At 37.1% G+C, this 25,765-nt stretch carries 23 protein-coding genes; 2 read left to right on the top strand and 21 right to left on the bottom strand.

Annotated features, from left to right (window positions below):
* Positions 1-150 precede the first annotated feature (150 nt).
* On the top strand, positions 151-1,713 hold the full coding sequence (locus tag AABK36_RS01555) for a glycoside hydrolase family 10-like protein (RefSeq protein WP_309937271.1): 1,563 nt from the start codon (positions 151-153) through the stop codon (positions 1,711-1,713).
* Between the two features lie 540 nt (positions 1,714-2,253).
* Here AABK36_RS01555 and AABK36_RS01550 read toward each other — a convergent pair.
* The 6 genes from AABK36_RS01550 to AABK36_RS01525 all read right to left on the bottom strand — a co-directional run bounded on the left by AABK36_RS01550 (position 2,254) and on the right by AABK36_RS01525 (position 6,821).
* Positions 2,254-3,390 (bottom strand): cysteine desulfurase family protein, encoded by a 1,137-nt coding sequence (locus AABK36_RS01550; RefSeq protein WP_309937269.1) that lies wholly within the window; start codon positions 3,388-3,390, stop codon positions 2,254-2,256.
* 141 nt (positions 3,391-3,531) lie between these two features.
* Positions 3,532-4,008 (bottom strand): hypothetical protein, encoded by a 477-nt coding sequence (locus AABK36_RS01545; protein WP_309937268.1) that lies wholly within the window; start codon positions 4,006-4,008, stop codon positions 3,532-3,534.
* A 51-nt stretch (positions 4,009-4,059) separates the two neighbouring features.
* Positions 4,060-4,455: a Rid family detoxifying hydrolase gene (locus AABK36_RS01540; protein ID WP_309937267.1), complete on the bottom strand. Its 396-nt coding sequence runs from the start codon at positions 4,453-4,455 to the stop codon at positions 4,060-4,062.
* Positions 4,456-4,547: 92 nt separating this feature from the next.
* On the bottom strand, positions 4,548-5,942 hold the full coding sequence (gene radA / locus AABK36_RS01535; protein WP_309937266.1) for a DNA repair protein RadA: 1,395 nt from the start codon (positions 5,940-5,942) through the stop codon (positions 4,548-4,550).
* A gap of 126 nt (positions 5,943-6,068) precedes the next feature.
* Complete coding sequence (locus tag AABK36_RS01530; protein ID WP_309937264.1) at positions 6,069-6,440, bottom strand: hypothetical protein; 372 nt, start codon at positions 6,438-6,440, stop codon at positions 6,069-6,071.
* Between the two features lie 12 nt (positions 6,441-6,452).
* Entirely contained in the window at positions 6,453-6,821 is a 369-nt protein-coding gene (locus AABK36_RS01525) for a hypothetical protein (protein WP_309937263.1), read from the bottom strand.
* 76 nt (positions 6,822-6,897) lie between these two features.
* Here AABK36_RS01525 and AABK36_RS01520 point away from each other — a divergent pair, with 76 nt between their 5' ends.
* On the top strand, positions 6,898-7,440 hold the full coding sequence (locus AABK36_RS01520) for a transposase (protein WP_309937262.1): 543 nt from the start codon (positions 6,898-6,900) through the stop codon (positions 7,438-7,440).
* A 42-nt stretch (positions 7,441-7,482) separates the two neighbouring features.
* On the opposite strand, the gene polA is transcribed toward AABK36_RS01520, so the two are convergent.
* From polA to AABK36_RS01445, 15 genes are all read right to left on the bottom strand, one after another.
* Positions 7,483-10,323, bottom strand: coding sequence for a DNA polymerase I (gene polA, locus AABK36_RS01515; protein WP_309937261.1), 2,841 nt, complete (start codon positions 10,321-10,323; stop codon positions 7,483-7,485).
* A gap of 237 nt (positions 10,324-10,560) precedes the next feature.
* Entirely contained in the window at positions 10,561-10,980 is a 420-nt protein-coding gene (locus AABK36_RS01510; RefSeq protein ID WP_309937260.1) for a hypothetical protein, read from the bottom strand.
* A 16-nt stretch (positions 10,981-10,996) separates the two neighbouring features.
* Positions 10,997-11,560 carry a GNAT family N-acetyltransferase gene (locus tag AABK36_RS01505; protein WP_309937259.1) on the bottom strand — a complete coding sequence of 188 codons (564 nt, stop codon included), beginning with the start codon at positions 11,558-11,560 and terminating at the stop codon, positions 10,997-10,999.
* Between the two features lie 144 nt (positions 11,561-11,704).
* Positions 11,705-12,502, bottom strand: coding sequence for a hypothetical protein (locus AABK36_RS01500; protein WP_309937258.1), 798 nt, complete (start codon positions 12,500-12,502; stop codon positions 11,705-11,707).
* A gap of 46 nt (positions 12,503-12,548) precedes the next feature.
* Entirely contained in the window at positions 12,549-13,079 is a 531-nt protein-coding gene (locus AABK36_RS01495) for a DUF2480 family protein (protein ID WP_309937257.1), read from the bottom strand.
* Positions 13,080-13,081: 2 nt separating this feature from the next.
* Complete coding sequence (gene tsaB, locus AABK36_RS01490) at positions 13,082-13,777, bottom strand: tRNA (adenosine(37)-N6)-threonylcarbamoyltransferase complex dimerization subunit type 1 TsaB (protein WP_309937256.1); 696 nt, start codon at positions 13,775-13,777, stop codon at positions 13,082-13,084.
* Positions 13,778-13,831: 54 nt separating this feature from the next.
* A complete protein-coding gene (locus AABK36_RS01485; RefSeq protein ID WP_309937254.1) occupies positions 13,832-14,659 on the bottom strand; it encodes a sulfite exporter TauE/SafE family protein in 828 nt (275 codons plus the stop codon).
* 4 nt (positions 14,660-14,663) lie between these two features.
* Positions 14,664-16,340, bottom strand: coding sequence for a S41 family peptidase (locus AABK36_RS01480; RefSeq protein ID WP_309937253.1), 1,677 nt, complete (start codon positions 16,338-16,340; stop codon positions 14,664-14,666).
* Positions 16,341-16,352: 12 nt separating this feature from the next.
* Positions 16,353-16,754 carry a ribonuclease P protein component gene (rnpA, locus tag AABK36_RS01475; RefSeq protein ID WP_309937252.1) on the bottom strand — a complete coding sequence of 134 codons (402 nt, stop codon included), beginning with the start codon at positions 16,752-16,754 and terminating at the stop codon, positions 16,353-16,355.
* 10 nt (positions 16,755-16,764) lie between these two features.
* A complete protein-coding gene (gene rpmH / locus AABK36_RS01470) occupies positions 16,765-16,920 on the bottom strand; it encodes a 50S ribosomal protein L34 (RefSeq protein ID WP_309937251.1) in 156 nt (51 codons plus the stop codon).
* 171 nt (positions 16,921-17,091) lie between these two features.
* The gene (locus AABK36_RS01465; RefSeq protein ID WP_309937250.1) at positions 17,092-18,198 is read right to left on the bottom strand and encodes an arginase family protein; all 1,107 of its coding nucleotides are present in this window, start codon (positions 18,196-18,198) and stop codon (positions 17,092-17,094) included.
* A 12-nt stretch (positions 18,199-18,210) separates the two neighbouring features.
* A complete protein-coding gene (locus AABK36_RS01460; RefSeq protein ID WP_309937249.1) occupies positions 18,211-19,482 on the bottom strand; it encodes a M16 family metallopeptidase in 1,272 nt (423 codons plus the stop codon).
* A gap of 9 nt (positions 19,483-19,491) precedes the next feature.
* The gene (porV, locus tag AABK36_RS01455) at positions 19,492-20,619 is read right to left on the bottom strand and encodes a type IX secretion system outer membrane channel protein PorV (RefSeq protein ID WP_309937248.1); all 1,128 of its coding nucleotides are present in this window, start codon (positions 20,617-20,619) and stop codon (positions 19,492-19,494) included.
* A gap of 80 nt (positions 20,620-20,699) precedes the next feature.
* A complete protein-coding gene (gene porU, locus AABK36_RS01450) occupies positions 20,700-24,131 on the bottom strand; it encodes a type IX secretion system sortase PorU (protein ID WP_338390306.1) in 3,432 nt (1,143 codons plus the stop codon).
* A 225-nt stretch (positions 24,132-24,356) separates the two neighbouring features.
* Positions 24,357-25,658 carry a hypothetical protein gene (locus tag AABK36_RS01445; RefSeq protein ID WP_309937246.1) on the bottom strand — a complete coding sequence of 434 codons (1,302 nt, stop codon included), beginning with the start codon at positions 25,656-25,658 and terminating at the stop codon, positions 24,357-24,359.
* Positions 25,659-25,765: the final 107 nt, after the last annotated feature.

Genomic DNA, 25,765 nt, shown 5'->3' with positions numbered 1-25,765 from the left:
CTTTATAAAATGTAAGCCTCATTACATTTAGCGATTTTCATCTTTAAAATCTCAAAAAAAATCTCTTCAAGACACTCTAAGTGCATTTTTAATTAAATTGCCAAGATTAACAAAGCAACAAGACACGGACAGTACATTTGAAGTTATTACATGAAAAAAATAAAAATAATCCTAGCTTTAAGCATTCTACTATTAAACGCATCCTTATCACACAGTCAAAACCTTCCCAAAAGAGAAGTCAGAGGTGCTTGGATCGCTACAGTATATAATATTGATTGGCCTTCGAAGCCAAAGCTTAAAAGCCATCAACAAAAAGCCGAGTTTTGCGCCATACTTGATTCATTAGCTGAGCTTCACATCAACACTGTCATAGTACAAGTAAGACCTCAATCTGATACTTTTTATCCATCGACACTAGAGCCTTGGTCAAGCTATCTCAACGGAAAGCAAGGTTATCAAAATGCTGATTATTACAACCCCTTGTCTTTTATGATCCATGAAGCTCACAAAAGAGGAATGGAGTTTCACGCATGGGTAAACCCATACAGACTAAGCATGGATCTGGACAAGGGCAAGTTAAGTCCCAGCAATCCGCTCTTCAAACATGAAGAATGGGTCGTCGCTTACGGAGGCAAATATTATTTCAATCCCGGCATACCTGAAGTTCGAAACTATCTAGCCAAAGTAATCCGAGAAATGTGCACACACTATGATATAGACGCTATTCATATGGATGATTACTTCTACCCTTATAAAGTAAGTGGCGAAGATTTCCCTGATGAAGTGGAATTTGCTCGATACGGAAACAATTTCGACAATATTGAGGATTGGAGAAGAGATAATGTGAACAAGCTTGTGGAAAACTTGAATACTGTCATCAAATCTGTGAGAATGGATATAAAATTCGGCATTAGCCCATTCGGTGTATGGAGAAATAAATCCACAGATCCTGAAGGGTCCGATTCAAGAGCAGGACAAACAAACTACGATGATTTATACGCGGACGTATTGCTTTGGCTTAAAGAAGGCTGGATAGACTATGTGGCACCACAACTATATTGGCGTATTGGCAATCCTGCCGCTGACTATTCCAAGCTTGCAAAATGGTGGAGTGAACATACTTATGGCAAGCATCTATATATAGGACATTCGATTTACAAAGTTGGCGATAAAAAAATGCACTCGGACTGGATGAATTCCGATCAAATAGAAAAACAAATTCTTCTCAATAGAGAATTAAGCAATGTCCATGGCAGTTTTTTTTATTCCGCAAAATATTTCATGTCTGATCGCATAGGCTTTAAAAGCCAATTAAAAGCAAATGCATACAACGAGCCCGCGCTAATTCCTGAGATGGAATGGTTGCAACTTTCAAGAAACAAACCTGATGCTCCTTCAATTGAAAATATTGAAGGAAGCCTGCTGGAAGGAGTTTCAGTAAGTTGGTCAGATAACGATGCAAATTCATCCAGAAAATACATCTTATATAGATATGAACTTGGAGAAGCCTTGGATTATAACAATCCCAAAAATATCATCGCTATATTATCTAGAGAGGTTAAAGACTTGCATTCGTATGTTGATAACAATGTTGAAAAGAATAAAATATACAGCTACGCAGTCTCTTCAGTTGACAGATATAATAAAGAAAGCGCTCCTTCAAGATTAAGAACTGTAAAAGTAAAGAAAAAGAAAACTCTTCAGTTGAACTAAGTCTATATTGCGAGTTATCATAAAATTAATGTGCATAACTTATGAATAACACAAATGTTATCCACAAACTTATCAACAAGCTGATTTTTTTGTGGATAACCATACTTAACCATAACCATATAGCTGGAAATGGAGTGTTTTTCGAGAAATTCGCTTACAATTTTAAGTTTTTTGGCAATGTAAGCTTTTAAAAAAAATCAATTAAAGCTATCCACCTTAGTTATCAACACTGTGGATAAATAAGTGAAATAAGGCCTAAATTTTAACATTAAATGTGAAACCCCGATATTTATCCACTTTTTTTTCCACATACCCACAATAATTGTGGATAAATAGCTTATCCAAGCTCTTTAAGGAAAAGAAACTAAATTCGTTTTTCAAGCAATAGCCAATATGCATTGATCATTTTTCAAGCCAAAATTGAAAAAAATGACATAAGTTTTTCATGAAAAATGTTTTTCTAAAATTCCAAATTTTAGGCATAAAAAAACCTGCAAAAAAATGTTTTTTTGCAGGTTCAATCTTATCATCACCGTAATATTAAGCGGAATACACTTCCTTTAACTTTGCCACAACAAAATCAACTTCTTCCATAGTATTCAACTTGCTAAACGAAAAACGAACAGAAGGTCTCGTAGAATCAGCATTCAAAGCTGTCAAAACATGAGAGCCCTGCAATGCTCCGCTGGAACAAGCGCTACCGCCTGAGGCGGAAATCCCAGCTAAATCCAATGTGAACAATAACATGCCCGATTGCTTGTTAGCCGGCAGACTTGCATTGAGCACGGTGCACAATGAATTATCCAAATCACCGCTCTCACCATTGAACGCAATTTCTGGTATGGCCTTGATCAATTGGTCTTTCATATATGACTTCAATTCTCGAACTTTAGCCATATCTGAATCTAGGTTCTCACAAGCAATCTCCAAAGCTTTCGCCATTCCTACGATGCTCGCCACATTTTCCGTCCCGGCTCTTACACTTCTTTCTTGCCCTCCCCCTTTGATAAAAGAAGGAATCTTAGAATTTTGATTTACATATAAAAAACCAACGCCTTTAGGTCCATGAAATTTATGCGCGGAAGCTGCCAAAGCATCTACTTTCAACTCCTCCACGTTTATTGGCAAATGAGCCACAGCTTGCACTGCATCTGTATGAAAATAAGCTCCATGCTCCTTGCAAAGCTTAGCGACTTTATCAACTGGAGTGATATTGCCAATCTCGCTATTTGCGTACATCAAAGAAACCAATGTCTTGTCTCCATACTCCTCTAGAAGATTTGTCAAATGGCCAAGGTCTAAATTTCCTTTGTTATCAAAATTTAATTGAAAACTCTTGATCACCCCTTTGCTTTCCAAATGCGCAATTGTGTTCAACACCGCAGGATGCTCAAAAGGGGAACTCACAACTACCTCTAAATTGTATTTATCAATAAATGAACGAATGGCTAAATTATCTGCCTCAGTCGCTCCTGATGTAAAGTATATTTCAGAAGCTTTTGCCCCGACCATTTTCGCTATTGTCTTTCGAGACTTTTCCACAGCCGCCTTCGCTTCTCTTCCATGGCTATGAGTGGATGATGGATTCCCAAAATATTCCAGCAAATACGGCCTCATTGCTTCAAACACTGCCGGATCCATGGGAGTGGTCGCGGCATTATCAAAATATACTTTCATATTAAACACTCGGATTATTGAACTTGAAAAATAACTATTTGACAATAGATCAAAATAGTCATTCCATACCAAGATAATCAAAATATATGACGAATAAGACTCAAACTTATCAAAAAATAGGTCAATCAGGATAAATTAGCATCAATTGAAAATTTGATTCAATAATGCAGTAGATTCTTTGGCCAGTCGATTAAACTGGTAAAATGAGCTAAAAACGTGTAGCAAAATAATTCCCAAGCATGAAAACCCATATACAGGCTTATTGATATAGAAAAAGAAAGCGCCTGTCAATATCAACAGAAGTGAAACCAAAGAAAAAACAAACAGGGAAGAAAAAAAAGGGACAAACTTGACAAAAAGCAAACAGCCTCGACTGGTTTTTTCCACTTTTCCAACCATTAGCGGAATGGAATTATTAGGCTGAAGCAGCTTTTGAGAGATTCTAAAGCCATTTTTTCGAACTCTGCCATTAAATACCTTTTTCTGAATCTTATCCTCATTTGACTGATCGATAATTTCTTCCTTAAAAGGCAAAGTCGCTTGGTCAATACGATGAATCACATCCATTTGACTCATTTCAAACACAAAAGTCTTCGTCGAGTAGGGTAGTATCCACATAGCACATTGAAACAGAAAAGGAGACTAAAACTCTCCTTCCCTTTTTTATTACTAACCAATTACAGCCGTAAAAGATATCTCAACATTCACGCCTTTAGGAAGACCTGCAACTTCCACTGTTTCCCTAGCAGGAGCAGTTTCTTCATTAAAATACTGACCGTACACTTCATTGATTGCCACAAAATTGCCCATATCGCTCACGAAAATCGTGCACTTAACGATATCTTCAAATGTAGCTCCCGCAGCTTTCAGTACTTCAGACATATTATCCATCACTTGCTTAGTCTCGGCTTTTATGTCTTTGCCAACGCAATCCGCCAAGTCTCCTTTAGCAGGATCAATAGCAATCTGGCCAGAACCATATACAGTATTCCCTACTTTTGTCGCTTGATTATAAGGACCAATTGGTGCCGGCGCATTCGGCGTCTGAATTATTTCCTTTGCCATTATTGTTTTCCGTTTAGTATTTTACAAAAAGTATATTTGAGTGTAATTTAATCAACAATAGAAATAATAAGAAAGGAAATCTATGACATTTATTATCCAAACAAATCTTGAAACACCTCATACAACTTTGCATATGCCCTGATGCTGATGCTATACTTGGACATATCAATCCCCTTCAATGCATACTTAGATAAATATATCTGTTCAAAACCTAGCTTTTGAGCTTCCGAAATACGGCTTTCCACATGATTAACAGCTCTCAATTCCCCTCCAAGGCCAACCTCCGCGGCAAAACATGTTTTATCCGGCACATTCATTTCTTCATAAGAAGAGATCAGCGACACGCACATAGCCAAATCAATAGCAGGGTCTTCTATCTTGATACCTCCGGCGATATTCAGGAACACATCTTGCACCCCAAGCCTGAATCCTCCACGCTTTTCAAGAACTGCCAACAGCATATTCATCCTGCGAACGTCATAGCCTGTCGAGCTACGCTGAGGATTGCCATAAGCCGCCGCGCTTACCAATGATTGCACTTCAATCAACAAAGGCCGATTCCCTTCCAAGGTCGCGCCGATAGCAACTCCGCTCAAAGCTTCCTCACGTTGCGAAAGCAAAATTTCAGAAGGATTCGACACTTCCCTCAAGCCATTATGTTGCATCTCATAGATTCCCAGCTCAGATGTAGATCCAAAACGGTTCTTCGTTGTACGCAAAATACGATATGAGCCATGGCGATCTCCTTCAAACTGCAATACAGTATCCACCATATGCTCCAATACTTTTGGTCCGGCGATATTTCCGTCTTTATTGATGTGGCCAATGATGAATGTAGGCACTGCGGATTCTTTCGCAAACTTCATTAGCTCAGCAGCAGTTTGCTTTACCTGACTCACACTTCCCGCTGATGAATCAATATATTCTGATTGAAGCGTCTGTATGGAATCTATCACCAATACTTCAGGCTTCAATAATTCTATTTGCTTAAAGATCTTTTGCGTCGTTACTTCAGTCAAGACATAACAATTGTCAGAATTATGCGCCATACGATCCGAGCGCATCTTGATCTGGCTTTGGCTTTCTTCTCCTGAGACATAGAGTACTTTTTTGTTGTTCATCTTTAGAGCAACTTGCAGCATCAAAGTAGACTTACCAATGCCTGGTTCTCCACCAATCAGTACCAAGGCTCCAGGCACTACACCACCTCCAAGGACGCGATTGAGCTCGGCATCTTTACTATTAAATCGTTTTTCGGTCTGATGTTCGATTTCTTTGATCTTCAAAGGCTTGGCGGCTCTATTATTCGAACCGGAACCTTTCACTTCTCCCGTCCATGCAACCGTTTGGCTTTTAGGAGTTGAATCCACAACTTCCTCCACATAAGTATTCCATTGTCCACATGCCGGACATTTGCCTAACCATTTGGGAGATTCCGCTCCACAATTTTGACAGAAATATGCTGTTTTTATCTTCGCTTTAGCCATGCAAAAGGTTTTATTATCTTGTTATATCGCTTGGACAATATTAAAGTTTATCAATGCCGAAAACAAGCTAGGTTTTGGATTCTTCAATTTAATATTAAGAGTGATAGAGGACTTTTACCATCCAAATCATTTACTTCTATTTCTTACCTCTCTCAAATACCACAAATCAGTCAATACCAAAGGGAGCAACTGCAATACTAGCACTTTCAGCAATAAGCTCGACTCTGCGGGATATAATAAAACGGTAAAGAAAATAGGCGAAACAATAGCTTTGAAACTGTACAAAATAAAACCGAATGTTGTCTTGATATGCAAATTTTTAGAGTATCGGTATGTCGCAAAAAAATAGAGCAAGATCGAAATACCAACAGGCACAACAATCTTCAGCTTAAAAAACCATTCAAAATTATCGAAAGGTCTTTGATAAGAAAAAATCAAAGAGAGGTTGACAAACGTTAATATCAGAAAAATTACCGAAGATCTAAGAGCTAATTTCATTAAAAAAATATATTAAGCATTTCTTTTTACTTTCCATACAAACCATATTCCCGAAACAACAACGGGTATCATTTGCATCAATAACATTTTTAAAAATTGATCCGCGTATGACGGCATAGTTTTAAACACTAAAACAAAAGGCAAACTAACCAACAACATTAATGAAACTAGATATACCAGCGGATTTTTAATAAACCTCTTTTTGTGATACTCTACCGTCACCATCAAAAATATCATGGTTGAAAGCAATAATGTTAATAATGGGTCAAGATTTTTCGAAAAAAATGAATTCGCAAACGTAAACTGATCAGCAAAAAGAATTGCTATGTTGGCTAACGTAAGCAAAATGAATATTAATAAAGATTGAAAAACGGATTTCATAGCATGATAAATTTGAATTCATCGAAAGATATAATTTTGTTTAAAACAATCCATTTTCAACTCTATTTATTTGGGAATGAAAAAACCGAATAAAAAACATATAAATGGTTCTGCTAGAGCTAACTTTTGGGACTATGATTGGAATGGTTCTTATTTCGTCACGATTTTCACTAAAAATAGAGGGCACTTTTTTGGGGAAATTGAAAACTCACAAATGCAGTTGTCAGCTATAGGTCAAGCGGCTAGTAATTATTGGTTACAGATTCCTGATCATTCTCTTTTTGTAGAGTTAGGAGTTCATGTAATCATGCCTAACCATATACACGGCATTATCAAGATCAATAAATCTAGGGAGGAAATAATATCTGAGAAGAAATATCCGAGTTTATTGCCAACTAATTCTCGTAATATTTTCGGGCCTCAATCTAGAAATTTGGCTTCTATTGTCAGAGGGTTTAAAGTGGGGGTAACTAAGGAAGCAAAGCGTATACTTCCTTACTTTGGGTGGCAAAAATTATATCATGATCATATCATTCGTGATGAACGGGCCTATCATAATATCCATAACTATATTATCAATAATCCCCAAAAATGGAACGACGACTGTTTTAGGCAGTGATTTCGTTGTTGGCGCACAAAATTTTGTGCGCCAACGGGGTTATCAATGCGCCTCTAACCAATCCGCGCCAATACCAACCTCTACCTCCAATGGTACTTCCATATCAGCGGCGTTGCGCATGAATTCTGGTATTTTTGTCTTGAACAACTCTAACTCGTCTTTTACTACATCAAATACCAATTCGTCATGTACCTGAAGAATCATCTTCGATTGTAGCTTTTCTGACTGCATCCAATGGTGGATTTCGATCATTGCTTTCTTAATCACATCAGCGGCACTTCCTTGTATAGGAGCATTGATGGCATTTCGTTCTGCAAAACCTCTCACTGTGGCATTTCTGGAATTAATGTCTCTAAGGTATCTCTTACGACCAGTGATCGTCTCAACATACTCATTATCTTTGGCATCGTTGATGACTTTATCCATGTATGCTTTAACAGCCGGAAACTCTTCAAAGTAAGCATCAATAATCTGAGCAGCTTCTTTACGTAGGATGTCCAATCGCTGTGACAATCCAAATGCCGAGATACCATAGATGATACCGAAATTGGCTGTCTTGGCTTTTCGACGCATATCAGAAGTTACCTCTTCCAAAGGCACTTTGAAAATCTTGCTGGCAGTCATCGAGTGAATGTCTTTTCCTTCTTTGAAAGCTTCGATCATACTTTCATCCTTGGCAAATGCCGCCATTATTCTCAATTCGACTTGAGAATAATCCGCTGCCAATATCACATGGTTTTCATCTCTAGGAATAAATGCTTTACGGATTTCTCTGCCTTCCGGCGTACGAATCGGAATATTCTGCAAGTTAGGATTGGTAGAACTTAATCTTCCTGTAGCTGCCACTGCTTGATTATAAGAAGTATGAATCAATCCATCCTTTTCACTGATCAATTCCGGCAATGCATCTACATAGGTTGATTTTAACTTCTGCAAACCTCTGAAATCCAAAATTAATTGACAGATTTCATGTTCATGAGCAAGTTTGCTCAAAATCTCTTCACCCGTAGCAAATTGTCCCGAAGCCGTTTTCTTTGGCTTGTCAACTAATTTCATTTTACCAAAAAGAATCTCTCCCAACTGCTTAGGCGAAGCGATATTAAACTCTTGGCCTGCCAATTCGTAGATTTTCTTTTCAATCTCAGTACTTTGCTCTCCAAATTTTACTGAAAGTGTCTTAAGGAAATCCGTATCGATCTTAACTCCATTTGCTTCTGTCGTTGCCAATACATCAATCAACGGACTTTCGATATTTTCAAACAAATCATCTACCTGATTAGCCTTGATCATCGGAGCAAACACTTCTTTAAGTTGTAAAGTGATATCGGCATCCTCTCCGGCATATTCCACGACTTTAGACACTTCTACATCGCGCATATTGCCTTGCTTCTTGCCTTTTTTCCCGATCAATTCGGTAATCGAAATCGGCGTGTAGTTAAGGTAATTCTCAGCCAATACATCCATATTGTGCTTGTTGTCCGGCTCTAATAGATAATGAGCAATCATCGTATCAAAGAACTTTCCTTTGACTTCTACTCCATAATTTTTCATTATCAATAAGTCGTACTTGATGTTTTGAGCGATCTTGGTGATCTTCTCATTTTCTAGCACAGCTCTGAAATCTTCTACGATCTTTTGCGCTTCTTCCTGATCAGCCGGCACAGGCACATAGTAAGCTTCACCTTTTTTGTATGCAAATGCCAAACCTACCAACTCAGCTGTATTGGCATCCAAAGAAGTTGTCTCTGTATCAAAGCATATTTCGTCTTGCAATGAAAGATAATAAGCTAGACTTTGGCGAAGTTCAGGCGTATCGACAAGCTTGTAATCATGCAGATAAGTGTCGATATTTTTCTTTTCTAAAGGAGCCGAAGGAATGATTTCTTCCGTTGGTTTGCTTACTTTTTTGCTTGTTGTTTGAGCTGTAGGATTTCCAAACATATCCAACTGGCCTTGAGCATCAGCTGTAGGTTGAGGAGTTGACTTCTTGGCTGGAGCAGGAGCTGAAGTTTGTCCAAGGATTCTTGTCTTCAATGTACGAAATTCCAATTCATCAAAGATCTTCCCAAGCTCTTCTTCATTAGGACCTGTGTATTTGAAATCTTCTTCATCAAAATCGACAGGCACATCTATATGTATTGTAGCCAGTTCTTTTGACAATATCCCTTGTTGTCCAAACTCCGTGACTTTCTCTTTGGCCTTTCCTTTCAGATCATTTACATTTTCCAAAAGTCCTTCAAGAGTTCCATAAGCCTTAAGGTATTTCACCGCTGTCTTTGGTCCGACACCCGGTATACCCGGTATATTATCCGAAGCATCACCCATCAAGCCTAGATAATCTCTTACCTGATCGACATTTTCAAGATCAAATTTTTTCAATACTTCTTCAACACCTAAAACATCAACACCATTGCCCATATAAGCCGGCTTGTACAAGTAAATATGTTCTTCGACCAACTGCGCATAATCCTTGTCCGGAGTCATCATATAAACTTCAAAATCATGCTTTGAAGCTCTTTTAGCCATCGTACCGATGATATCATCCGCTTCAAAACCCTGCTTTTCTAATACGGGAATATTGAAAGCCCTTACGATATCTTTGACCATCGGAATCGCTGTACGAATATCCTCCGGCATTTCCTGACGTTGAGCCTTGTACTCAGGGAAACGTTCATGACGAAATGTTGGCCCTGACACATCAAAAGCCACAGCGATATGCGTCGGTTTTTCTTTTCTAAGAACTTCAAAAAGTGTATTGGTAAATCCCAACTGAGCGCCTGTATTCAATCCTTTGGAATTGATACGTGGATTTTTGCTAAAAGCAAAATGCGCTCTGTAGATCAACGCCATCGCGTCAAGCAAAAAGAGTTTTTTATCTGGCATGATATATATGAAGTATGAATTTTCAGAATAATAAGTACTCTTTCAAAAATGAATCGAAATTTCAGTTTATTAGAAAACCTATGTTCGAGCATTTCAGAAAATAATAAATAGGACAATGTCCTTGAAAAAACATGCGCCATAAGACGATGTTCGAAGGAAATTGATTCTCAAAAGAAGAAAAAAATTCCTTGAGGTTAAAAATAAGGAAATGTGAGGAGAGAGAGAAGTTTGTTTTGGTTATTCTCGATCTAAAAAAGTCTCAACATACATTCTTCTTTGTCTATTCTTCAGTAAGTACTTGATCTTTACAGAGTCAGGGGAGTAAAATTTGATGAAACCTTTTCCCTTTCCGAATTCTTCTGAAACAGAGATTCGAAATTTATTTTTCGATATTTTTTCATCAATTCTCATGATTATAGGACAGGATGACATTTCTTCAGGATTTCCAGGGATAATTTCATATAACTCCAATCGATCATCGTCTCGCTCTATCCAAATTAGAGATTGAGAACTATATTTTTCCTTTTTGTCATTTGATAGATAAAATGTCGTTTCAGCTTTCCATTCTCCTAGTAGAAGTTGGCGAGCATTATCTTTCGATTGGGATAAAATTGCAAATGGATATAGTGTTAAAAAAATATATACAAACACTCTCATAAATAAAAACAAGTCACTAACCTAGCACGCTTTTTCTCTTTTCAGGCCAATCTCTCGCAAAAAGCACATATATGTTATGATCATGAAACTCTCCATTGATCAATTCAGCCTCTTTCTCTATTCCTTCAAATTCAAAATCTAAACGCTTAGCTACTCCAACACTTTTCAAATTGCTTTTTGCAGACCTTAATGTTAATTTGTTGAGTTTAAGAGCACTAAATGCATGGTCAATCAAGACACCGCAAGAAAAAGTCACTATACCTTTACCCACAGCAGATGATTTAAGCCAATATGACAGTTCTCCTTTTCTATGTTGCTGGATAATCGTATGTACTTCAACTACTCCCACAAGCTCACCATCAGCCCAAATTGTATGGTGTTGTCTCATTCCTTGCCAAAAAGCGTATTCTTGTCTTTCAAGCAACTTCTTCAAATCATCCTTAGATTGAATTGATCTAGGCCATAAAAACCACTCTTCTAACCGGCCTTTCTCACTTTGAATAAGTTCATATAACTCATCAAGATATTTTACTCCATAAGTATCGAGCTTGACATGATTGACTGAGGATAATGGCAACATAATAATGTATTTTTAAAAAATAGTTTCTAAACAAAAATTTATATTTAAACCTAAAATTAGGGAAATAAATGAATTTCCAAGCTCTACATTTACTTCCCCAAAAGTATTTAATAATTTATCCTGATAAAAAAATAAAAATTTTTATCAAGGACACTTCAATGTAAACTTATAAGCAAATGCTTTGGTAACATCATCGCCATCTACTTTATAAACGGTTAAATTATTCGGAACACTTTTCGAAAAATTACCATACTTGTATTCATAAGTATAGTTGTTTGTTCCTGAGATTACTATTCTTTGAATTGCAGATTTATGAAAAGTTGAAAAATCATTTAACCCATAAAACATCCCGTAAAAAGGATTCAAGCCAATATCATCGTAACTAAACTGAAGATTTTCAAGAACGCCGCTTTGATCATATTGTATCAATGATGGATTATTATTATCCACAGCAAATTCAAAATTCGCTATTCCCGTTTGAGTTTTAACACCATCATTAACGTCATAGTCTACAACTGATTTCAATTGTCCATTATTGTCATAGACATAATTCAACTGTTGCTTTAGAACTTGCTCGCCTGCGATATTGTCAAGCACAAAAACCATCGACACTTTTCCACTGCTATTATAGACATACGATTTAGTGTAAATTTCTATTCCCAGTCTATTTGTGTAAACACCCTTAACTCCATTTTCATTATACGAAATAACATAGCTGCCTCCCATAGACGAATCCACCGAAACAATTCTATTATTCTCATCATAAGCAATATCAACCGCTGCTACTTCCTGAGCCTCAATATCTTCATATTCAATTTTCGTCACTAAACAACTAGCCGATCGATTCTGCGGAGTTAATGTACTGTTATTATCATCATCATCCTTGCAAGAAGAAATCAAAAAAACAATTGCTATTAAAGCTAGTAAGCTCTTCGTTCTCATATCATTTACCTTGTTTGTAACTCAACAAGGCCTTGATATGAATGTTCTATTTTTTACGAGGTTTTTTATAAACCGGAACTGTGCTGCAAGGCTCTCCATACATTATACTCTTAGCGAATGGCAATAATCGATTTGTGAATTCGACATAAGCGAATTCTCCAACCGGCAAATCTCCACAACCTTTGATCACTATCATCTTATCCTGAAACTCGGAAAAATCAATCGCATCAAAAGCTTCCAGCATCAATGCATTTCTCATGTCAACCTCGCCGCCAAAAAGAACTTTAACAGCATAAGGCTTCAATTTGGTCATCAACAGCATATATGCCCACGTAGGGATAATCGCGTCAACAGAACAATGCAGGTAAACCGCCTTGCCTTCGAACTGACTCCAATCCTCTTCACCAAGAGCTTTTCTAAAGTCCATCTCTTTCAAAGCTATCCCCATAAACAAATGAGGCGCGATGTCATAAGCAACTATCGGGCATTTTGGGTAATATTCTTCCAAATCAATTGAAATCAAGCCACTACTCGCAACTCTATTCACTATTTCTCCTTGTTCAGCTTGTTTTGACATTATTACAGTAATTTTTTCTTAGGGGTTGTAAAATGAAATTCTTTCAAATAAAATGGCTCAAAATAAGCCAAATCCACGAATTCCTGTTTCATAAATTTTTCCCAAGCCAATAAACCAACACCATGAGCTGAAGTATTAACATCCGGAATAAAAAAAGCATTTTCATGCTCGCCAAACAATGGTTTGCATTTTTCAGCTCCATTGCCAAAGAAATACACTTTTGCTTTGGACAGATCATTCTCAAAGCTTGACTCATCCACAACCACTGGCTTGGTGTCACCGATCACTGTTTCAGCATTTGAATCACAAGAAAGCGTATACACCTCCATCCTTCTTGCATCCAACATTGGCCTTAATATAGCACTTTCATCCAAAATATAAGAAGACACATCCTTTGCCATCGCATGCAATGTATTCACTGCGATCAATGGCAAATTCAAGGCATAACAAAGCCCCTTGGCAGAAGATGTTCCTATTCTTAATCCTGTATAAGAACCAGGACCTTCTGATACAGCCACCGCCGAAAGATCACCAAGTTGAAAACCACAATTGGTCACCACATTTCCCATGACAGTCGTCATCATTCCAGAATGGGATTTTTCAGCAAATAGCTCTTCTCTTCCCAACAACTGACCTTCTCTATGCAATGCCACAGAACATATATTTGTCGCAGATTCAATACTTAAAATCAAGCCCATACTTGTTATTTATCGCTATACCTTTTCTATTAACTTCTTTTCCAATCGAAATTCTCAAAAGAAACACTCAAAGATATAAATTAAATATTTAACAATAAGAAATAAAATAAAGAGTGAAAACACAATATTAATAACCACAGGCTTGGCATTATGACTGAATTTAACCCCTAAAGGAGAACCTATCAAAGCTCCCAAACCCATCGGAACAACTATCTCGGGCAAGATATATCCAATATGATACATTCCGATATTCAAGTCAACTGTCGACATAAAATTGATAATGGAAACCGTAAACGAAAAGCAAAAAATCATTCCCAACGAAATTGACTTGGATTTATGCACTTTCATTTGACAATACTTTCCCAATATCGGCACAAGCACGGTTCCGCCACCAAGTCCGCTTAACGCTGAAATAACTCCGCTGGCTACACCTCCACCAAATAACTTGAGCTTATAATGCTCCACAACAGCACTATTCTCGCCCTCCGAATTCCTGTTCTTAATAACAGTATATACCAAATAGGAAAGGAAAGCTATGATTACAATCGAAAATTTTTCTTTAGAATACCAATGGCCTAAGTGCACTAATTCATTAACTATCAATCCACTTGAAATAGCCCCTAAAGCTACATAAGCTACCTCATGATAGTAAAATGAAGATCTACGAATCAAAGCCAAGCAACCTGAAATTGATGCAAACACTGTTGCGAACAAGGAATTGGCAATAACAAAAGGCACCATTTCCTCTGATGGAATTTGGGTCGTAGCAGTAATTGCTATTGGCAAAATCGTAATAAACGCGATTCCTCCTCCAATACCCAAAAAGCCGGCTAGTAGTCCTCCTACTAAGCCGGCTGTCAATAAATATAAATACTCTAACAAAATGTTATTTCTTTGTCAAAACTTCTTGGTAAGCCTCTTGATCATTCAAAATGTCAATAGCTTTTGCTATATCCGGATCTTCCTTGAAAGACGCTTCGATAATTCCTTCGCTAAGGAAATGTCTAGAAACAATTTCTTGAGCTAAAAGATGCCTTACCTCATCGCTATACGTATCCAAATCTTTTTCCTTATTATGAGAAATGGCTGTTTCCAAAGCTTCAAGCTGCGTTTTAACATTCTCATCATATCTACCTGTTGCTGTAATCTTTTGAAGTTTCTCAAGCGTATTTTCAGCATTAGTAGTATAGTCGTAGTCTTTGTCACTCAACCATTCTTTGAACTCATCATACTGTTGATCGGAAATAGCGTAAGTCTTAGGAACGACTTTTTCGTCCTTGTTTTCATAATAATACTCAGTAGCATAGTCAAAGAACAAACCTTTAGCCATCAAGCTAACTGCAATAGGAGATAATTCCTCACGCTCAACCGTCATATCCGGAGCAATACCATTGCCGTCATAGACAACTCTTCCTGCTCTTGTTGAAAAAGCTGTTTTCAAAGAATCCGGAACTTTCTCAGCATGGCCGTTTACCTTATGACTGTAATCTATGGCTTGAATGCATCTGCCACTAGGGATATAATACTTGGCGGTTGTCACTTTCAATTGAGAATTATATGTCAATGGCCTTGTCGCCTGCACAAGTCCTTTTCCAAAAGTACGCTCGCCAATCAAAACTCCTCTGTCATAATCTTGTATCACTCCTGAAACGATTTCAGCGGCAGAAGCGCTTCTATCACTTGTCAACACAGCTAAAGGAATTTCAGTATCAGCAGCTGAGTTAAGAGCTTTATAAGTCTTATTCCAATCCTGAACCTTGCCTTTAGTGCTTACAACCTCCAATCCCTTGTCAATAAACACATTGGATACGTTAACCGCCTCGTTCAACAAACCGCCTGGGTTCCCTCTCAAATCCAAGACAATTTTTTGAGCGCCTTGCTCTTTAAGCTCTTTTAAAGCGCTTTTCACTTCTTTTCCTGCACCTGTTGTGAAATCCGAAAGTTTAATGTAGCCCACATCTTCATTTAGCATGCCATGAAACGGAACATTTTTCAAAGTGATTTTCTCTCTTTTGATTGGCAAATGAATCGTCTCATCCTGATCATGTCTCTTCACCTCTATCTCCAAAGTAGTGTTCGCTTGGCCTTTAAGCAACTTGCTCACTTCCTCTGTGTTTTTATCTTCCACATTGATACCATCGATGGAAATAATTTCGTCTGCGATCTTCAAGCCGGATTTTTCAGCTGGAAAATCTTTATATGGCATTATAATGATGTTTTTGCCGTTTCTTCTTCCTATCACAGAGCCAATACCTCCATATTCTCCTGTTGTCATCGTTCTGTAATCTTCGATATCATCCTCAGGAATATAATTGGTATAAGGATCCAATGATTTCAACATGGCATCTATACCTGTTTTGATCAGCTCATTAGGATTTACCTCATCCACATAATACGTATTGACCTCTTTGTACAAAGTCGCGAAAATCTCTAGATTTTTGGCAATTTCAAAATACCTTCTGCTTGTTTCAGAATTCTCAGAGGTTGTGAAGGAGAATAGTCCCAAAAGGAGCACAGCCAAAGCTGTTGTCGCCACAGGCTTAAACATTCTTTTTTTCATCATCAATATTTTTTTCTACAGTCCGGTATCAAGTAAACGAGACATTGCCGATTTTAGTTTAGGCTCGATCTCGTTATAAGGCAACAATTTAGGGGAAACATATATAAATGCGATCAAAAAAGAAACGTTTTGATCCAATTTTGGAGATATAATATGCTTATTGAGCCTGTAAGCCTCTTTTATCCTTCTTTTGACAAGATTTCTGTCCACAGCATGCTTGAATTTTCTTTTCGAAACAGATACTAGCACCTGATGAGGAAGCTGTTCTTCAGCATTATCCACAGGCAAATAAATTACCTTATAGGGATATAAAAAAAAAGAGGAACCTTTCGAGAAAAGTTCCTGAATAAGCTTTTTACTGCAAAGCCGCTCTTTTTTGACGAACTTGCGTCTACCGTGCATTTTAGAATGCAGCATATACTACGGATTATTTATGAGTCTTCTCGTCAGAAACAGTCAATCTCTTTCTTCCTTTAGCTCTTCTTCTAGCCAAAACAGCTCTACCATTCACAGAAGCCATTCTCGAACGGAACCCGTGTTTATTCTTTCTTTTTCTTTGCGAAGGTTGGAATGTTCTTTTCATCTCTTTGTATTATATTTTAAGGCCTGCAAATATACGAATTTATTTCAAATAAATACAAGGTCTTGAAAGTAATTACCCAAAACAAGCTTGATTTGCAGCAAAGTTAATATTCAATTTACAAGCGCGCAATTACGTCATTTATAGTGACATATCATAATATTAAACCTATTTTCAATTCAATCTGGCAAATGCATTGATATATCGTTCCGGCAAATCGCCATACAAAGCGGATTCATAATCGCCGTAATCGCATGAAATCACATGTTTTGATATGTCTCTACCTTGAAATAGCACTGGCACTTCCATCCACCATTTCTCATCAAGTTTGTTTTTGTAAAAAACCAAATCTTCTTCTCCTCCCGGAATGGCAACATTGTATTTCAAAAACTTCTTCTCGGTAAAATCAAGCGAATCTTTTCGCATTGAAAATCCTTCGATAAAATACCAAAGCATAACAGCTAAAACCGAAGCGCTGTGATAATGTTTATTGTCTTTGTCTGATTGATAACCATAAATTCCGATAGAGCTCAGTTTTGAGCTTATCCCTGCGTACCTGAATAATTGAGCGGAATGCTCCCCAGACAAGCCAAAAGGGAACTCATTATTTGAAGCTGGAAAATCTATAGCTTTGATAGCGCTTACATTAAAACTCAACAAATTAGCATCTCTCACCAATGGTTCGCACTTGACGATCTGATGGCTAACATCCCCCAATCTCATAATATCACACCCCAAACTTTTCATCAAACTGATGGTGTCTGGATTGCTTAAATAGGATTGATAAGCAAGATGCGTATAATGAAATAAATGATTGGGATCTTGAGTGAAAACCTTAAGCAAGCTTTGGCTTATATCCAAAACTGGATCCACATTCAAGAAATTAAGCAAATCATCCATCTTGCCATAAGCGCTATATTGTCCAAAAGACCAAGACTCACACTCTCCCAATATCAAAGGCAATACATTATGACTCAATAAACAGGACAAAATGTGTTCAAAATCATCAACGAATTCAACGTCTTCAGGCACTATCAAGTGACCCAAGTCCAACACTTTTGTCACATCATGAGAAGGTCTTTTCAACGAATACAATTTCGCTCGAATTTTTTCAGCACTTTGATCATATTCCAAAGAACCTACACTCAACAAAGCGAGCGAAATACTATTCAAATCCCCATTAAAACGTGATAGGCTGATCGCATATCTTCCATAGTCGTTTTTATCAAACTCATCATTTTCCAATACTTTGCTGGGCTTCAAACAAAACTCCTCAAACATGGCCATAATTTTTTAAGGTCCGACAACGACTTCTCCCATCTGATCTGGAGCCAAGTATTTTTTCGCAACATCCCTCAACTCTTCAGGAGTTGTATCGTTAAGCGCATGCAGGAAGTTGTCATAATAACTATAATCCATACCATATAAATACACCGCCTTGAACTTCTCAATCAAAGCAAAAGGATTATGAACAGAAGAAAGAAATTGTCCCAACATATAGTTTCTTACAAGCTCCAATTCAAACTCAGGTATCAATTCATTCCTCAATCGTTCTATTTCATTATAAACTTCTTGCAAAGCCAACTCCGAAGCCTCAGAACTTACCTCAGCCGAAATCATAAAATACCCTCCTCTAATCATAGGAACCAGCGTAGAGTGTATTCCATAAGTCAAGCCTTTCTCCTCTCTGATATTTTTCATCAGGCGCGATCCAAAATATCCTCCCAGAACCACATTCAAAAGAGACAGCTTGAAAAAGTCCGGATGATTCTTAGTAAATATTGGCTTTCCTATTTTAAGAACCGACTGAATACTTTTTTCCTTAGATCTATGAATACTATTTGGCGTAAAGTCTGTTCCAAATGAGTCAATCCTCGACTTGTCATCACCTTTATACTCTCCAATAGACTCAAAGGCTCTTTTCACCAAATGAATTTCATCGCTTGAATATTTTCCAGCCATTACTATTTGGAAATTATTCAAGATATTCTCGACGTGATAATCTATGCAATCCTGACGACTAACACCCCTTATTTCTTCCTCAGTAAGCAATTCGCTAAATCGATCATTGGGAAAAATCAATTGCTTGAACAAGTTATTAGCAACAAAAGAACTTTTCTCCAAACTCAAATGCAGTTGATTGATTTGCTTTTCTTTCAAGTGCTCAAGCTCTTCCTCGTCAAACAACGGGTGCATTACCACATCAAAAAACACCGGCAAAATATGTTGAAAGTCCTTTGTCAAGCACGTAAGGCTAATCGTAGAATAATCAATTCCAACAGATGCTTCAAATTCCGCGGCGTAAAAATCAAACAAACGGCTCACTTCCTCCGCAGAGTATTTGGCTGATCCTTCATGCAACATATTGACACTAAAAAAGGAAGCTTGTTTGGAAGCTTCCTGATATATTCCTGCATTTACGATTAACTCTAACTTAATCACACCTTGTTCTCCAGCAATCAATTGATGAAGCGGAAAACCATTGCTCAAGTATGTAGTGTCAGCTTTCGCAAAATTCGCATGTTCTATTTTATGTATTTTGGGCGCTATACTTCTATCCAGCATTATAGTTTTTTAATTCTCTTTTATTGACTCAACTCTTCCTCGATCCCCAAAGTTAAACAATAATGAGAAACGTAAGGTCTCTGAAAGCGGATGTTCTCTGTCAATAGTAGGAATTAAATATGCCATATCCAATCCAAATACTTGATATCTGAATCCAACACCTAAAGTAACATACTGTCTACCTCCTGCATCTGCACTCTCATATTGATAACCTGTTCTACCCGCGAAGATATCCTTATACCAATATTCAACACCAATATTGGTTCTCAAGTCACCAAACCCATTACCGAACGATTCAATCATTCCAGCTCCCACAGAGATGTTTTGATCCACAGAATCTCTTGGCACCAATAACTTATTAAAATCCAAAGCTATCGCAATTGAATTGTAAGGGTCCATATGATATCTATAGCTAGCACCAATACCTAGATTAGTTGGCAAAAAGCTCGCATTATCCTCGTTACCGTAATTAATTTTACCCCCGATATTAGTAATCGCAGCTCCTAATGCCAAGTTGGTCTTCTTTCCATTCTTTAGCATGTAGTCATTGTTGTAATAAAAACCAATATCCGCTGACACGCTATTTCCAGGAACAGCATCGGCAACACCATCTAATACATTTGAATAGATATATCTAGCAGTAATACCTAATCCAATCTTGTCGGACAACATTCTTGAGTAAGTACCTCCAACTGCAAACTCCCTTGGTCTTGACTCTCCGTTATAGTTTCCAGATTCATCAGTGAATGTGATGCTTCCCAAGTCAAAATATCTCAAAAATAAATTTACTGTCTGCTCTTTGTTGATCTTATAATAACCTGACAGGTAGCCTACCCACATATCATTGACAATCTTGCCCAACCAAGGAGTATATGATATTGAAGCCCCCATATCATCTTCTATAAACGCCAATTTACCAGCATTATAATGAACTGAATTAGCATCCGCAGTGGTAGCTATACCAACATCACCCATCGCCGCACCTCTTGCGTCAGGAGTGATTCTTAAAAATGGAACCCCTGTGGCAATCACATCCTTGGTGCCTCCCACATCATCCGGATTGTTCACTTGAGCATTAACATTGGATAGCGCGAATGAGGCTATCAGAGACAAAAACAGTAATCTACATTTATTCATATTCCCTTTTTTTTCCATCATAAAAACACCAATCTACATCTACAATTCCATAACTTTATGAAGCTTTTTTTAAAATAATATTATTTTTGCTTAATTAGAACTAATCGACTAAATTCTTTTGCGTTTTTCCCATCTTTTTGAGATTTGACGTTAATTTGGTATATGTAAACGCCTGGTGCCAAGTAATTTCTTGAATCTAAACGACTATCCCATTTCAATTCCTCTACTCTTTGGGAACTATTAAAAATTTCCTTTTCTCTCTCAAAAATCAATTGGCCATTTGAATTATACAGTGAAAGCGAGACTATCAAATCCTCTCCCGCTCTATTATGAGAAAAACTAATAGTCGTCTCTCCCGCCACTGGATTAGGGTAATTATACAAATCAAAAATTGTCAACCCATCTGAACTAACTACGTAAAACTCCACTTCCCCTTCTCCCGCATTATTATGCACATCCCATGCCTTGACTTTCAACAGATGCTTTCCCTCTTCAAGGTCTGAAATTGGAAAACGCACTTCCCCTCTCGTAAAATCATCTATTTCTGGAATAAAATGATCGACGAGAATAAACTCTTCGTCTTCATCCAAAACAGCCATCATAATTTGACCCACATTATTTTTACTCAAACTCAAACCACTTTCATCAAAAAGCCTAGCCAACAAAACTATATCTTTACCTGTCTTGTCCCCACTTACAAAAGTAAAATCATTAATAAATGCCAAAACCTCTGGATTCTTATCATCTACGACAAAGTTATCACTGGTGCCTCCCAAACTAAAATCTACAAACGCATCACCCCCATCCACATGACTACCTTCTTCAAAAGCATACATTGTCATTCTTGACTCTTCAATTTTATAATCTATATTTTTTGGTATTATAAACTCAAGCTCAAAACTACCTTTGACAATTTTTGCTCTTACAGAATTAACTACATTATTATAATTAATATAATTTATCACTGACTCTTTAACACCATTAGTTCTTTGCTCAAATGGCTTGTCATAAAGCTTTAAAACTACTTCTCCATTAAACAGTGTGTCAACGACCCCCTGAGATAAAAATATATTGCCTTTCAAATTCACCTTATCCAAAGCTTTCAAAGTTATATCATCCAACCCAACCTTCTTTCCATTAATCTCAGATAGTTTAACACCTCTCTCCGGATACGCTAAAGTCATCGATGGATCACCAAGTAAAATAAAACCCCTGTTTCTATCTCTTTGCAATGGCAAAGCCGCATTTTTTGCCCTTTTAAATATTTCACCCAATGTCGGCTTGTACTCAAAACTATAATCAAGTACATGTTCATTAAATGCTAAATTGATTTTTTTATTAGAAGAGCTATAAACAGGGCGAGATGTAGTCACCAGAGCTATTCCTCCTCCGTTTGGATTTAATAATATCTCTTCAGCCCCAGAAACGACTAGCGGATCATCATGGCGGCCAAACTCACAAGTTGCTGTAATGAATAAAGGCAGCCTATCAAGGTTATTCCAATCTCTAATCATATCCATCCTCAATACTCCTTCTTCTGCCCAATTTCTTTCATTACCATGTCCTATATAATTAATGATAAATGAGCCATCTTCAACAGCGTTGTCCAACTCCCTTTCTCCTTGATAAGGGCTCCCTCCCTCTTTAGTATAGTTCGCTAAATAAATCTTCTCTTGTGTATACTGCGGGTGATTATCATAAATGTAAGATGAAATATCCTCAGCATCTCTTAAGTGTGTATGAGAATCCCCATCATCAGACACAAAGGTTACTCTATGCCTCCATTCGCCAACACTTTGCGCGCTTGTTTGATATCTTTTAATTTTTTCTACTACATCTGAAGCTTGTTCAAGGCTAGTCACTGGCAACCTGCCAATAGCTATCTCCATTGTTTCCTCTTTGCTCAAGGAACCTTCTAACCAATCGCCATCTTCATCCTCTAGCAAACCAAAATAATCGTCAGTCACATAACTTCTTACCGGATGATATGAATTTTCTGTTTGATAAGAGGGGACAAAATTTGTTCCTCCTCCATCCAAATTCTTGTAATCGTAACTTGTTTTTCCCATGAGCAATAAATATTTCAGCTTATTGCCGCCTGTGTGATACAAATAATACATATAATCTCTAATTGCGCTAGGGTCGAGTCTTCCCGCGGAAAATTCATTATAAATTTGATTTGGAGTCACTATTTTCACCGACAACCCATCATGTGCTCGTCTGAAAGCAGCCAAATCACTTGCCGCATCTTTAAACTCAGGCAATGTCACAATCACCATCTCAGGAGATTTATCTCCGTGCAAATTTTGATTCGCAACTCTCTGAACGTTTTGAACTTGTTTGTATTCATATGAATTATCAAATGCAAAATAATTCAAGTGATGATTAGCTGAATCAATGATTATATTATTAGTCACTTTCAATGACTGAACATGCAACGGATTTGAAATGTCCCATACTCTAATATCTCTCTCAAAACCTTGTAAATGAAAATCAACAACCTTTTCTCCATTGACCACTGCGGAATTATCAAATACAAGAGCTCCGTTAAATGCTCTCAAGCTATTGTTAGCAGATACTTTCACATTATCAATTCTAAGATCCCCTGAATTCACATGAAATAGTACTTCCAAATTTTGATCTCCAGCAAAAACATCGCTCGAAAAAGTTTTATTAAAAATAGATAAAACACCCTTTTCAGGATAATCGCCTAATTTTGAACGCTTTCTAATATTAACATCAAATGAAGATTTGCCATTTAGAGTTACTTTACAATTTAAATCATCGTCTCCACTCACGCTCAACAAACTTAAATCTAATGTCAATCGTCCTCCTGCAACTAATGATTGACCTTCAAAAACTATTGACTTCGAACTTCCTGAAGATACTTTATCTCCATATCTGTTTCTTCCAGAAACAACTAAGCTTCTCTCGCTTTCCTCATGCAAATTTGGTTTTGAAAAAGATCGAATACGACTCGTAGGCACGCCAACAACTTGCTTTACTGTAATTCTCTTTGCTCTTATAGACTTATTTACGACAAAATAAAAAACAGTATCATCATATGGGTTCGAATTCAATATTTCATATCCATTTTCAAATTTTCTTGAATATGCCCCTTGACCATAAAATAATAAATAGTCATTTGCATCTAAACGACCATCATTCTCCCCAACAAACTCAACAGAGCATTCTTGCAAATCCGTATCCCATTTATCCAGATTCTTCTGAGGTAACGCTCCTGATCTACTCGAATAAACAGCAATGTTTCTTGGATCCGCTCCAGCCATACCTATTCCATCAAAGAATGTTTTATCAAGCTTGTATATCCCCTCTTCCAAAACAGCGAACTTGTACCAGTCATCTTGCCTTAATACTGATTCTTTGTCAACCGCTCTTGATTGCCCTTCAGCTATAAATGGAAGAACAACAAGTAAGAAAAAAGACAAAAACTTATATTTTATTATCTCAAAATACGATTTAAAAGCCATTCGAGGTAGAAATAAATTCATTTAACATCATTTAACGTTACAATCACAATATATGAAACGCAACCAATAATCCATTATTATAAAAATTAATATGATTTTTATAAAATACACAAAAAAAGTGAAAAAAAAATTCCTGTTAGATCAAACTAAATCAATAAAAAAACAATGATCAAAAAATAAGAAAAATATAGAAAGCAAAAAAAAACCGAGACTAATCTCGGTTTCAATTTTAAGAATTATATATTCTTAATCTCTTTTCTGTAAAACAACATCGCGGTTAACCCAACAACCAACATGCACTGTTTCTCCTACAGAATGATTATATGTGAAAATTTCTTCAGCAGAAGGAAATTGTGCTTTTGCAGCAGCCATTCCTTTTCTATTCCCAGCCTTCGAAAACATATCATAAGCTAAAATGAAAATAGCTCGATCTAATGCCTTGTCTTGGCCTCCCTTGCAAGAGTTGTAAGAATTCATATATAGATTTCCTACAAAAGAATAAGCTTCGCTTAATGAAGGGTCTTCTTGAGTGGCTTTCAAAGCGTAGGATCTAGCTGATGATTTATTACCTTGTCTGTTCATCATTACAGCTATTTGCAAATTCATCTCTGCCTTTTTCGTATTCTCTTCAGTTAACTCAATTGCTTTTTGATAATAATCCAATGCTTCTGTGTATTTCTTCTGATCAACAAGTCTTGTGGCGATCAACTTAGCCAAACCATAAGTAGGCTTGCTATTGTAAACAACTTCTGCGGATTGAACAAAAACAGGCAAATCAAAACATTTTCCAACTATCGACAATTTGAAAATGTTAGTCGCCACACCTAAGTCTTCAGGATTTTCTTGAAGCTTTGGTCCTAGTTTATTTTCAATAAAATCACAATCTACATTTATAGTTGCAGCTAATAGCTTATCCACATTCTCCTGATATTTACCAATTCGATCTTCATTGCCTCCATGGTCAAGCTTGTAAGCGAATATATCAGATATTTTATCATACACAGCCAATACTTGATCATCGCTAATATCTCCTCCCGACTTTTTGTATCTACGAGTCACATCCATGTAAGCGACCAGATTGCTTTCGAACGTATCGTTGCCATTCAAATCCACAGATTCGCCAAGCAATTCATATAAATCCTTATAAGCGGCTTTATTTCCTTTCTCAAGCTTATAAGCGGTCAAAGCTTTACGTTCTATAACCTCATTCTTTTCTCCAAAATATTTGATTCTCATATCAAACATCAGCATAGTGGAATCGACATAATTCTGTCTTAGAGATGGGTCTTTTTCCTTCAAAGCCAATGCTTCATAGATTTTTTCACCATTGATGTACAAAGACTTATTCAAGTCCGGGGCATTGTTCAATAGCCAAGTCAATGGAGCTCTAGCTTGCTCATATTTCTTCTGCTTTAACAAGTCTGTGTAAAGCACATTCTTCTCCATCGCAAGCTCCTTATCCTCAGGCCAATTCCATCCGGCTTGGCTGAAAGCTGGTTGCAAACATACAATCGCTAGGATCATTGATAAAAAAAACTTTGTTTTCATATTTGTAAATCAGTCAGTAAATCATTTTCATTTTCTTATGAACAACGCAACTTTGCAAATGTTAGCACCCAAAACGCAGTAAAAAAGAAAATCCACTACAAGGTAGT

The sequence above is a fragment of the Aureibacter tunicatorum genome, assembly GCF_036492635.1.
GTDB lineage: Bacteria > Bacteroidota > Bacteroidia > Cytophagales > Cyclobacteriaceae > Aureibacter > Aureibacter tunicatorum.
Note: the sequence above shows the minus strand (reverse complement) of the source record. Positions and strands in the feature narration are given on the sequence as shown.